A 13254-nucleotide genomic window follows, 5' to 3' on the forward strand; every position below is an offset into this window, starting at 1 on the left:
TATGTTATTCCTGCGCAAGCAGGAATCCATCTTAATACAATTGAATAATGGATTCCCGCTTTCGTGGGAATGACATACAGCAACAAAACACAAATAAAAAAGATGGATAGCTTACAAGTTAAAAATATATCAAAATCCTATAAAAAAAGGAATATATTAACTGATATATCTCTGAATATAAAACAAGGAGAGATAGTTGGTTTATTTGGTCCTAACGGAGCCGGTAAAACAACTTGTTTTAACATTATTATCGGTTTAATGAAACCGGACTCAGGGCAATTACTTTTAAATGATATAAATATTACCAACTTGCCTATTTATTTACGAGCAAGGCTTGGAATTGGCTACCTTCTTCAAGAACCTTCGATATTTCGAGGATTATCGGTTGAGGATAATATTAAAGCGGTAGTTGAGATATCTGAAAATGATAAAGAAGTAATTGAACAAAAAACCCATAATTTACTAGAGAAATTTTCGATAGTTCATTTAAAAGATTTATCCGCTGCTAGCTTATCAGGCGGCGAAAGGCGTAGGCTTGAGATTGCACGTTCACTTGCAATAGGGCCTAAATTTATCATGCTTGATGAGCCGCTTGCCGGTATTGACCCACTTGCTATTTCCGATATCAAAAATCTAATTACTTATTTACGTGAATTTAATATAGGTATATTAATTACCGACCATAATGTACGTGATACTCTAGATATAGTTGACCGTGCTTATGTTATTTTTGAGGGCAAAGTATTGCTAGAAGGAAAACCTAAGGAAATAGCAAACAGCAAAAAAGTTAAGGAAGTGTATTTAGGTGAAAGCTTTAGTTTTTAGACTATGCAAACGCATCATTGCGAGTAGTCGTAGATGTTGTTGCATGGGTCGTTTGATGTCATTCCCGCGAAAGCGGGGATCCAGTAAAACATATAAAAACTTGTTTTTATATGTTTATAATTATTAAGGTTATTTTCTAGATTCCCGCTTTCGCGGGAATGACATAAAGGGTTTTTGATGCAAATTAACAAAGAAATTTTTAGAGCTTATGATATAAGAGGCAATAGCCTTAAGGATTTAACAGAAGAAGTAGCTTATAAAATCGGCTTTTGTTTCGCCGAGATGACTATCACAAAAGATAATAGCAAAATCTGTATTGGTTTAGACGGTCGGCTCAGCTCACCTACCCTTTGTAAAGCTTTAGAATTAGGACTAACTGATGCAGGTGCTGAAATCATAAATATTGGCGTAGTTCCGACGCCCGTACTATATTTTGTCGATAAACAATTTATGCCTGCCGGTAGTATTATGGTGACGGGATCGCATAACCCTCGTGACGATAACGGCTTTAAAATGCTGCAACACGGTAAATCTTTTTTCGGTGATCAGATACAGGATTTATTAGCAAAGGTTTTGAATAGTCATGTCATACCCACCACCCCTTATGTCATTCCTGCGAAAGCAGGAATCCATATTAATACAAGTGGAGACATGGATTTCCGCTTTCGCGGGCATGACATATATTATGGACATAATATAGAACATAAATACCTAAAACGTATTTTAGAGGGAGTAAATATTAATCCAAAGTTAAAAGTGCCTTGGGACTGCGGCAATGGAGCAACGGGCAATATTATTGAAGAGTTAAAAAAGCATTTAACTAATCACAACATAATCATAAATAGTAGGATTGACGGGAATTTTCCAAGCCATCACCCTGACCCTACCAACCCTGCTAATTTACAAGAGCTAATAAAAGTGGTTAAAGAACAAAATTGTGACCTTGGTATAGCTTTTGACGGTGACGGTGATAGAATCGGTATTGTAAGCGGGGGCGGTAAGATATTATTCGGTGATCAAATTTTATGTATATTTGCTGAGGATATTTTAAAGGAAAATCCGAGTGTTACCATAATAGTCGATGTAAAAGCCAGTCAGTTAATAGTTGATAGAATTAGGTCATTTGGCGGAAATCCTATAATATGGCGCACAGGTCATCCTTTTATTAAAAGCAAAATGCTTGAAACAAAGGCTTTACTCGCCGGTGAAATGAGCGGGCATATATTCTTTGCCGATAAATATTTTGGCTTTGATGATGCAATTTATGCAGCACTTAGATTTTTAGATTTACTTAGCAAATCAAGTAAGACTCTGGATGAAATAATAGAGGATTTACCGAAAAGCTATAGTACACCGGAAATTAAAATATTTGTGCCGTCTAGGTTAAAATTACAAATTATTAAAGAGATTAAAGCAAAATTATTAGAAGAGAAAATAGAGTTTAATGATATAGACGGTGTACGGGTAAATACCGAGCATGGTTGGTGGTTACTGCGTAGTTCTAACACCGAATCTATTATAGTTGTAAGAGCTGAATCAGCTAGTAAAAATGGCTTAGAGAAAATAATAGCTATAATTAATAAATATCTTGAAAAATACGGGCTATTAATTAATTATTAAAGAATTATTGCTTTCTAAAATATTATTTTATATATTTTTCTCACATTAAATTAATATAAGGAGAAATAATATGTCAAAAACCTCATATACAATAGACCTAATCGATAACTCTGTTGATACTAAATTAGTGACAATACCGATGCCAAGTGCAAATACATTAAATATTAATATTATTCACCAGAAGGTACCATTAGTAATAAACCGTAACGACCTTGAGCCTACTAATGATGATTCTCTTGTTTTTAAACTTAAAGATGATGTAGCAGCATCTAACGGTTTAAAGAGTCTGAGAGTTGAATACAGGGATGCAGGCTTATTTAGTGGGCCAACTATCAGTTATGATGAAAACTTTAGTAGCGTAACATTTAGTGAACCGGTAGATGAGGGCCTTAGGAAATACTAACCCTGATAAAACTGAAACCGTTTAATTGTACGATGTCATTATTGCGAGGTGTTGCCAATGTGGATACCACCCCGTCATTGCGAGCAGCCGTAGGCTGCGTGGCAATCCAGAAAAAAATTCTGTAAATCAGCATTTTTTACTGAATTGCTTCGTCAATTACTCTGTAATTTCTTCGCAATGACGAAAAACACCGAGCCATGCAACAACCCAACAATTATAGACTAAACTATATATCAGTGACAACGAAAGACATAATCATTTTATGCGGGCCGACTGCTAGCGGAAAGTCTTATTTAGGGCATGAACTGGCTAAAGCATATAACGGCGAAATCATAAATATCGACTCAATGCAGGTTTATAAGAAAATTCCTATTATTACCGCCTCCCCTCCGAAAAGCTATACAGCTGAAGTTACTTACCATTTATATAATTTTCTATCTATTACGGAAGATTTTTCGGTAGTAAAATATCTCAAACTTGCTGCAGAAAAAATAAAAGAAGTAACAGCTCGAGGCAAACTACCTATATTAATAGGTGGGACGGGTTTATATATCAATTCTTTAGTTTTCGGCTATAATAATATTCCTGATATATCAGAAGATTTACGAGAACAAGTAAGAAACTTACATACTGAAATAGGTAATATAGAATTATGGAATAAATTAGAGGAGCTTGACATGCTTGCTGCTTCTAAAATAAACCAAAATGATACTCAGCGTTTAATTAGAGCTTATGAAGTATTCTTGCAAACCGGTAAATCTATTTTTTCCTTTCAAACTTTACAAAAAGAACACATCTTATCTGATTTTAATTTCAAAATTATCTTCTTAAATCCTGAGCGAAAATTTTTATATAAAACTTGTGATGAGCGTTTAGATAAGATATTTAAAGAAGGGGCAATTGACGAAATAGCTTTAATAAAAAAGCAATTTGCTCCTAAAGATTATGTGAATTTAAAAGCTGTAGGAATAAAAGCAATTTTAGCTTATTTAGACGGTCATCTCACTTTAGATGAGGCTTTAAATGCAGCTCAAATACGAACCCGTCAGTATGCTAAAAGACAAGTTACTTGGTTTAAAAATCAGATACAAGATAAAACCACATTAGAATATTCTAACCAAGAAGAGTTTGCACAAATATTAAATGTCATTCCTGCGGAGGTGGGAACCCACTCAAATAAAGTTCCTTAAAGCTTTATTTGAAAAAAATTATCTAATAAAAAATCTTTAATTTTAAAGATTTTTTAGCATGGATCCCTGCTTTCGTATGGATGACATTGAGGACTTTTGAAAAAACGTAGGGTACTATAAAAGTTGGTAGACGATACCAATTTTGGGGATTCAGCGAGTATAGTTTATCTATGTCTTTCGTCTTTCTTTTTATTATTAGAAATAGGAGTAATAGCAAGTGTATTTATTTTAGATCCTACAATATTAATCTTACTATTTCAATTTGAGACGATGTTTTGTGCTTCTTTTAATACATCAGCCTAAACTTTATTTTCTAATTGATACTTCTCAGATTTAAAATAACCCACTCCTGCTTTAACGACATTTGGTATTTGTTTTATAATATTCAGCGTTTGACCTTCTTTCCAAACTAAACTACCTATACTAGTAGCGACATTAATATATTTTTTATTTTCAATATTTTCTAAGATTTGAACCAACTTATCCGCTGGATTGAGCATAGGTGTTAGTATATTATATAATTCTTTCTTATCGAGATTATTTACCGGGTACATCTTTTAAAGTTTTATCTAAAATACCTGTAAATATTTCCTTATGATCATTTAAATATTTTTTGATTTCGGGATTATCCTTAGTGAACATTACCAATTCTTTAGCTATTCCCGTATAATCACCTTTAACAAATCCATCAAAAAACTTTTTTAATGACTCAGGATTATCAAGTAATATAGGCATTACATTCGTAAGTTTTATAACATCTTTTGTTTCTAGTCCATAATTTATAAACTGTTGTTTTATAGTTTTGCTGTTTTTTTCATCTTGTTCTAAAACCCCTTTAATTAAATTATCGAATAAACCTTCTTCTTTACTTTGCTCTACTAATATATCTTTTAACTTACATGAAGGCTCGTTAAAAGCAGTAATTTAATCGCCTTTATTTATATCTGTAATAATAGCATGTGTAATTTCCGGTTTTGACATAACTTCGCCTACTATACTAAGCATTTGTTTATCGCAATTATATTCTTTCGTCATGCTTTGTATATTCGGAGTATTTTCAATAATAGCTGAAGCAATATCAGGTAAGACTGTTTTATTATCAGCAAAAAAATTTTTTAATTTATCGTCGCCAGCTACCATTTCTAAAGATTTCTCAAGAACTACCATTACTCCTTGATTTGGCGCATTAAGAGTATCAAAAATCTCTTTTGTTTCAGGCATTTTATTTCATAAAGTAGGAATAGTATCTAACTAGGATTAACTTTTGCATATGTATCCCTTACTTTGAAGTTTTTGATACCATCAAAAGCTTTTAGATAGTCGCTTGGAAGTATTTCTGTTGCTTCGGTACGTATATAATCTGCTATATCTTTTCCTTTTTCATTAAAAAATTTCAAGAAATTTTTATCGGTAGATAACATTTCTAATGTTTTAGAAGTCACTTTATTATAGTCAGGTACATCTTGCTTTAGCTCAATTGCAATTTCTTTAATGCTTTTAAGTACATTATCATTTTTAAAACATTCTTTTAATGTTGTAAGGCCCTTTTGATCCAGAAAACTACCTTCTTGAAATGCTCTAAAACCTGCTTTTGCTAAGATTTGCCCTATTTTTGGTAAATCATCTGCATGTTTTTTTAGAAAATTCCATATTTCGGATTTTTCAAGAATGGATTTTTGAAAGTTTGAATCAAGATATATATATATCAGAGGAGCTTGCAAGTTTAACAAGATTATAACTATTTACGAGATTAGTTAAAGCAAACTTCGCACCTTTTAATAATGCTCCTATACTAACGGGTAATATTTTTTTTTCTTTGGAGATGCAAGGTCATAAATCAAACTTGTAAATGCCTTATCTGCATCAGGAGAAGATAATATCCTTTTAACAGTTTTATTAAAATTCTTTAATTTAATATCTTTAATGGAATTTATAACTGCCATAAAAATAATGCAATGTATTTAATTACATGAACATTAAATTATCTTAAAATTGATTCAAAGAAATAAATTAAGGACTACTTAAATATTTTAATTTATATTACATAATATGGTAATTAAGTCAATTTGATCTAAGATTTATGGAGTTATCTGTTTATTTTTTTTACTTTTTGTAGGTAATGATTCGTAAGTATGTGATTTATCGTGATGATCTACTATATGCACTTTACTATCTAAATTTGACACTATATTTTTTGCTTCCTTTAAAACATTTAGTGTATTAATATTTTCAAACTCATCCTTAAAATTATCTTTTAACTGTTCATTGAAGATTTCTTTTGGTAAATAAATTCCACCGGTAATAGTGCCTGCCCAAGTATATTTAGATTTAGAATTTAAAGTAGAGGCAATATTACTTGCTAATTTTTCTAGATTTGTCAGCTCTAAAAAATTATTGATATTATCAGGATTCTTTTTAGAATATTCAGAAACGATAGGTTTGAGCATCTGATTAATCATGTAAAAATCTTCACCTCTATTATCACCTTTATCAAAAAGTTTTTGTGATATTTTCTCGCTTAAAATATTTGCCAATAAATTACTCTTAATATCTTGTTTATTTGCAATATTTTCATATAAAGGGTTCAATATTTGTAATGGAGAATTTACATGATTTGTAATATGTTTATATTGATTTGTTTTAGGAGTAGCTAGGTTAGTAACCATATTCATAGGTAGCGAATTGAGTTTTTCTATAATATAGTCTTTAACTGCTTGATTTTCTTCACATAATATATTTACCTGTTGAACAAATTCTTTTTTACTAAGTAAATTTCTTTTTTCTTCGGCCTGTATTTGTAAAAATACTTTATCAATTGCCTTATCAATTAATTTTGCTTGTTGCTCTTTAATTAGTTCAGGTGCTAAAGAAGGGATTGTCTTATTAAGATTGTAAGTATCAGTAAGTAGCATTAAATTATCAGGTAATTTAGCATCTGCTAAATTAGTATTTTTAAAATTACAATCTTTTAAAGAAGTTACTTTAGTTAAATCTGCATTTTTTAATGATATGCCTGAGAAGTCAATATTAGATAAATTACCTACTAATATAGCTCCCTCTAAGCTGCATTTTCCATTTTGTATTTTATTTAAGTTATTTCTAAGAGTCATTTCATCTATAGTTTTATCTTTAAAATCTTGCGATGGACTAAATACATCTTTTACTTTTTCAGTAGCATAGTTAAAACCTGCTTTTATAATATTCGGCAATTGTCCTTCAAAATAATTGGTTTTTTGAGCTAGATTATATATAGCACTAGCGGCCCCACGATAATTACTTTGTTCAACCTCTTCTATAACTTTAACTAATTCATCATGATGGTTTAACATTGATGGAAGTACATTATATAATTCTTTCTTATCAAGGTTATTTATACCTGGTATGTCCACTAAAGTTTTGTCTAAAATACTTGCAAATATTTCTCTATTATTGTTTAAATATTTTTTAATTTCAGGATTGTCTTTAGTTAAAATTATTAACTCTTTTGCCATTCCCGTATAATCACCTTTAATAAAATCTCGAAAAACCTTTTTTAATGATTCAGGTGTATCAAGTAATATAGGCATTATGCTCGTTAACTTTGTAATATCACTTGCTTCCAGACCATAATTTATAAGTTGTGGTTTTATAGTTTGGCTATTTTTTTCATCTTGTTCTAAAACTCCTGTAATTAAATTATCAAATAGACCTTCTTTACTTTGCTCTACTAATATATCTTTTAATTTAAATGAAGGATCATTAAGGGCAGAGATTATATTACCGGTTAAACTCATATAATCGCCTTTATTTAAGTCTGCAATAATCTCATGAGCAATTTCTGGCTTTGACATAACTTCGCCTACTATACTAAGCATTTGTTGATCAAAATTATATTCTTTTGTTATGCTTTGTATGCTAGGAGTATTTTCAATAATACCTAAAGCAATATTTGGTAAGATTGTTTTATTATTAGCAAAAAAACTTTTTAATTTATCATCACCCGCTACCATTTCTAAGGATTTTTCAAGAGATATCATTACACCTTGATTTGGAGCATGAAGAGGATCAAAAATCTCTTTTGTCTCAGGAATTTTATTTAATAAAGTAGGAATAATATCTAAAATTTTAAGATCAATTTTGTAGCTTTCAAAATGTGCTTTTAAGAAAGGTTTAGCTTGTTTTTTTGCTTCTTCTAAGAAACTTTCAATAATTAGTTGTTTTTCAGGAGATAACTTATTAAAACTTTTTAAAGTATTAGGATTGTTGATATTTTCAGCCAGTTCTTGCTTAAAATCAGGATGTTCATTAAATATTTTTAATAAATTTTTCTTTTCGGGTTTTTGTAATATATTATCAAAAGTTTTTATATAATCGCTTGGAAGTATTTCAGTTGCTCCGGTGCGTATATAATTCGTAATATCTTCGCTCTTGTCATTGAAGAATTTTTTGAAATTTTTATCGGTAACCAGCATATCTAAAGCTCTAGATGTCACTTTATTCCAGTCCGGTAGCTCTTGCTTTACTTCAACTGCAATTTCTTGAAGTTTTTTAAGTACTTTTTTATTTTTAAAACATTCTTTTAGTATTTCGAGTCCCTTTTCATCTAAAGCACTCTTATCTTGAAATTCTCTAAAGCCTGCATTTGCTAAGATTTGACCTATTTTAGGCAAATCGTCTGAATGTTTTTTTAAAAATTCCCATATTGGAGATTTTTCAAGAAGTGATTTTTGAAATTCCAGATCAAGATATATATTGGAGGATTTAGCAAGTTTGACAAGATTATAAGTATTTACAGGATTAGTTAAAACAAATTTTGCTCCGAGTAACACCGTTCTTAAGCTTATACTCTTTGAAGATGATAAGTCCTTAATTGCGCTCTTTAGTGCTTTATTAGCTTTAGAAGAAGATAAAACTTTTTCTACAACTTTTTGATAGTGTTTATTATTTGTAACAGCCATAAAATTATTCAAAATTTTTAAATATTCTAAATCTATTTTAAAAAATTTTTAAAAATAAAAATTAGGTATTTTTAATTTTTTTATTTTTGTTGTTAATACTGTATACTTCGATACAACATGTTCAGCATCCGAGGGCTTACAAAGACATGGCTGCCAATTGTTCAAGTTCTATCTGAGTATATTATTTAGCCTCCGCTTTTGGCGTCCATCTCAGTGAATACTTCTTCCCACGAACCGGTAGTCGCCGCTTTTGAATATTCAGTCGCTCTATTTTCAAAAAAGTTCGTATGCTCGACTCCGTTTAGCATTTCATCAAGCCAAGGAAGCGGGTTATGATTTACCAAATATACATCTTTGAGTCCTAGTTGCATTAAACGACGGTCAGCAATATAACGAATATATTGTCTTACTTCATATGCCGTTAACCCTTCAATACCGCCAACTTCAAAAGCAAGTTCAATAAAGGCATCTTCAAAATGCACAATAGCCGTACAAGATTCATAAATACGTTTACGTAAAGTTTCCGTCCAAATTTCAGGGTTCTCTCTTACAAAAGTCTTAAACAGAGTAATGATTGAATTAGTATGAAGCGTTTCATCACGCACTGACCAAGCAATAATCTGACCCATACCTTTCATTTTATTAAAACGAGGGAAATTAAGCATAATCGCAAAAGAAGCAAATAGCTGTAATCCTTCAGTAAAAGCTCCAAATACTGCGAGTGTAGTTGCTATATCTTCTTTGGTATCCACTCCAAATTGCTGTATATAATCATACTTGTCTTTCATTTCCTTATATTTAAGAAATGCTGAATATTCTACTTCCGGCATACCTACCGTATCAAGTAAATGTGAATATGCTGCAATATGTACCGTTTCCATATTAGAAAATGCCGATAACATCATTAATATTTCAGTCGGTTTAAATACTCGTGAATAATGCTTCATATAGCAGTTATTCACTTCAATATCCGCCTGAGTAAAAAAACGAAATATTTGCGTTAATAGATGTTTTTCCCCTGGAGTTAAGTTATACTTCCAATCTTTAACATCATCGGCAAGCGGTACTTCTTCTGGTAACCAATGAATTTTTTGTTGAGTGTGCCAAGCTGCATATGCCCATGGATATGAAAATGGCTTATATATTGGACTTGCATCAAGTAGTGACATAATTTTTCTTCTTGTTTGTTTTTATTATTTACCAGCATACTTTGTGGTATGACTCAAAAAAATACTCAATGTCATGCCTGCGAAAGCAGGAATCCAAAAAATAACCTTACTATATGTACATATACGATAAAATAAACATATAAAAAATAAGTTTTTTTATGTTTTACTGAATTCCTGCTTTCGCAGGAATGACATCGATTCTTAAGTTAATCCCATGAGCTTTTAGCTAGAAACCACATTAACCGCTATTACTGGCAAGCTAAGCATTCTTCGTAATTACCGGCTTCTGCTAGCTTATCGTTTTGTTTCTCTAAATCTTTAAAATCGGCTTTTAATATGTCATGCGACACTTTATCGGCGCGCTGTATTGATGTCGATCTACAATAATATAAACTTTTTACTCCTTTTTTCCAGGCTTTAAAATGAATATTATTTAAATATTTCTTACTAACATTACCTGGTATAAAGATGTTTAAAGATTGTGCTTGCGTAATGTAAGGAGTACGATCGCTTGCTAGTTCAATTAGCCAATTTTGATCAATTTCGTAAGCGGTTTTGAAAACCTGTTTTTCTGCTTCGGATAAAAATGTTAAATGTTGCACTGATCCTTCATGTGTTGCAATCGAAGACCAAACTTGGTCATTATTAAATCCTTTTTCTTCTAATAACTTTTCTAAATGTTTGTTACGCACATTAAAAGAACCGGTTAAAGTCTTTTGTACAAAGCTATTAGCAGCAAACGGCTCTATTCCGGGTGATGCATTACCTGCTATTACTGAAATTGAGGCGGTGGGTGCTATTGCGGTTTTATTGCTAAATCGTTCATTACTGCCTGCATCTAGAGCATCAGGACATGCTCCTTTTTCTTTACCGATTTCTATTGAGGCTTTATCAGCTTCAGCAGATATATATTCAAATATTTTTTTATTCCAAACTTTTGCCATCACCGATTCTATCGGTACTTTTTTTATTTGCAAAAATGAGTGGAAGCCCATTACGCCAAGTCCAACGCTTCGCTCACGCAAAGCCGAATATTTAGCTCTTGCCATCGTATTCGGTGCTTTATTAATAAAGTCTTCTAAAACATTATCAAGGAACAACATAATAGAATGGATAAATTCTTTATCATCTTTCCATTCTTCATAATACTCTAAATTTAAAGAAGAAAGACAGCAAACGGCAGTTCTTGACTTTCCCAAATGATCAATTCCCGTCGGCAATGTAATTTCGCTACAAAGATTGGACATTTTAACTTGAAGCCCTAATTTTTTATGATGCTCAGGGATAGATTTATTAACACTATCGATAAATAACAAGTAAGGCTCACCCGTTTCTATTCTAGTAGTTAATAACTTAACCCATAAGTCTCTTGCTCTAACTTTATTTACAACTTTTTGGGTAGCAGGACTAATAAGGTCAAAGTCCGTATTGTTTTCAACTGCTTTCATAAATTCATCGGTAATAGCTATACCATGATGAATATTAAGAGCTTTACGGTTAACATCCCCACCTGTCGGACGTCTTATATCAATAAATTCTTCGATTTCAGGATGATTAATAGGCAAATATACAGCCGATGAACCTCGTCTAATAGAGCCTTGCGAAATAGCAAGAGTCATAGAATCCATTACTTTAATAAACGGTATAATACCGGATGAATGACCTTTATCACGAATCCCTTCATTAATAGAACGAACATTACCCCAATAACTTCCAATCCCACCGCCGCGTGCAGCAAGCCAAACATTTTCCGTCCATAAATTTACTATATCGTCTAAGCTGTCATCGGTCTCATTCAAGAAGCATGAAATAGGAAGCCCCCTATCCGTTCCGCCGTTACTTAAGATTGGTGTTGCCGGCATAAACCACATTTTGCTCATATATTCATATAGCTTCTGAGCATGCTGTTTATTTTCGGCATAATAACTAGAAACTCTTGCAAATAACTCTTGAAAATCCTCACCTTTCATAAGATATCGATCTCGCAGAATAGCTTTACCGAAAGGAGTAAGTAAATTATTATGGTTGTTGTTTATAGTTATCTGAAATTTATTTTTTTTAAGCGTGTTCATTATAGGTACTAATGGGGTTGTAGGCGTTATTTATAATGCTTATTTTGAAAAATATGACACCATATTTAGTGTATAGAATCTTCACCTAAGTAGACACGAGAATAATAATTTATTCAATATAAATATTTATTTTTTTTTAGATTTTTGACTTGACACAAATCACTATTGATTATTATTTATGCTTTCTTAAGGCACACGCAGTCTTATCATGCGGAAGTAAGGCAACGTTGCGTGAATACCGCCCCGTCATTGCGAGCAGTCGTAGTACTTGCGTGGCAATCTCATGAAATAATAACAAATTCCTGAGTTTGCTTCGTTAATTACTTCGTAATTTCCTCGCAATGACGACTTGAGTATCCATGCAACAAGCCCTTATCTACGTTGAAATAATGTTAAAGGCATTCTCCATCACTCGTATTAAGACCTATTAGTGAAACCTCATCCTTATATTCAACAATAAACGATGAAACAAATTTACGTGGTGTGTCAGCTACTATCCAATCAACTTCTACAACATAATATCCTGGATCTCTGTCCGGAAAAGCTACTTCAATCGTTTTAGAAGGAGCCAATGTGTGATCCCAGTAAGGGAATTTATCAGAAAGTTCACTATAAATTTCTTCTCAATCATCGTGTTTCAGTCTGTATTCAAAGGTAAACTCTGCCTTTGTCAGTTGCACTATATAACCGCGAGTTTTATGTGACGCAATATAATCCAATTTTATTGTAAGCTTTTTCTCACCCTCTCATGGTATAGCAAAGTTTATCCAATTAAACGTTGGATCTTTTAATTCTGCTCTTATTTCTTCATTACCAATCTGTATCATCTGTACGCCCACCATTGAGAATATGCCCATCTAATGGTAGCGGTTCCCCTGTGACATCATTTCCAAAACGCTCATCACTTCCTTTGGCACTGTTGCAAATAGGGAATATAGTATATAAGGAATAGAGTAATAAATTGTTATAGATAAGCTTTATGAATATTTTAAGAGACGTCATTTTAAATACGACATAATAATATGGGCGGTAAGGTGG

8 protein-coding genes and 2 pseudogenes are annotated in these 13254 nt (G+C 31.9%); 4 read left to right on the forward strand and 6 right to left on the reverse strand.

Features of this window, described 5'->3' with window-relative positions; translation table 11 throughout:
* Positions 1 to 102: 102 nt before the first annotated feature.
* The 4 genes from lptB (at position 103) to miaA (ending at position 4038) form a co-directional block, all read left to right on the forward strand.
* The gene (gene lptB, locus ACKTSD_RS04390; RefSeq protein WP_412708181.1) at positions 103 to 825 is read left to right on the forward strand and encodes an LPS export ABC transporter ATP-binding protein; all 723 of its coding nucleotides are present in this window, start codon (positions 103 to 105) and stop codon (positions 823 to 825) included.
* A gap of 177 nt (positions 826 to 1002) precedes the next feature.
* Complete coding sequence (locus ACKTSD_RS04395; RefSeq protein ID WP_412708175.1) at positions 1003 to 2445, forward strand: phosphomannomutase/phosphoglucomutase; 1443 nt, start codon at positions 1003 to 1005, stop codon at positions 2443 to 2445.
* 70 nt (positions 2446 to 2515) lie between these two features.
* Complete coding sequence (locus tag ACKTSD_RS04400; RefSeq protein ID WP_412708176.1) at positions 2516 to 2848, forward strand: hypothetical protein; 333 nt, start codon at positions 2516 to 2518, stop codon at positions 2846 to 2848.
* 236 nt (positions 2849 to 3084) lie between these two features.
* Positions 3085 to 4038: a tRNA (adenosine(37)-N6)-dimethylallyltransferase MiaA gene (miaA, locus tag ACKTSD_RS04405; RefSeq protein WP_412708182.1), complete on the forward strand. Its 954-nt coding sequence runs from the start codon at positions 3085 to 3087 to the stop codon at positions 4036 to 4038.
* A gap of 338 nt (positions 4039 to 4376) precedes the next feature.
* On the opposite strand, the pseudogene ACKTSD_RS04410 reads toward miaA, so the two are convergent.
* From ACKTSD_RS04410 to ACKTSD_RS04435, 6 genes and pseudogenes are all read right to left on the reverse strand, one after another.
* Positions 4377 to 5981, reverse strand: a pseudogene (locus ACKTSD_RS04410) (pentapeptide repeat-containing protein); the annotation flags it as partial.
* A gap of 135 nt (positions 5982 to 6116) precedes the next feature.
* On the reverse strand, positions 6117 to 8975 hold the full coding sequence (locus ACKTSD_RS04415; protein ID WP_412708177.1) for a pentapeptide repeat-containing protein: 2859 nt from the start codon (positions 8973 to 8975) through the stop codon (positions 6117 to 6119).
* A 185-nt stretch (positions 8976 to 9160) separates the two neighbouring features.
* Entirely contained in the window at positions 9161 to 10144 is a 984-nt protein-coding gene (locus ACKTSD_RS04420; RefSeq protein WP_412708178.1) for a ribonucleotide-diphosphate reductase subunit beta, read from the reverse strand.
* A 248-nt stretch (positions 10145 to 10392) separates the two neighbouring features.
* Positions 10393 to 12216 carry a ribonucleoside-diphosphate reductase subunit alpha gene (locus tag ACKTSD_RS04425; protein ID WP_412708179.1) on the reverse strand — a complete coding sequence of 608 codons (1824 nt, stop codon included), beginning with the start codon at positions 12214 to 12216 and terminating at the stop codon, positions 10393 to 10395.
* A 392-nt stretch (positions 12217 to 12608) separates the two neighbouring features.
* A complete protein-coding gene (locus ACKTSD_RS04430; RefSeq protein ID WP_412708180.1) occupies positions 12609 to 12788 on the reverse strand; it encodes a hypothetical protein in 180 nt (59 codons plus the stop codon).
* Positions 12789 to 13026: 238 nt separating this feature from the next.
* Positions 13027 to 13254 (reverse strand): annotated as a pseudogene (locus tag ACKTSD_RS04435) (hypothetical protein); the annotation flags it as partial.

It is taken from the genome of Candidatus Rickettsia kedanie, assembly GCF_045865205.1.
GTDB classification, from domain to species: Bacteria; Pseudomonadota; Alphaproteobacteria; order Rickettsiales; family Rickettsiaceae; genus Rickettsia; species Rickettsia australis.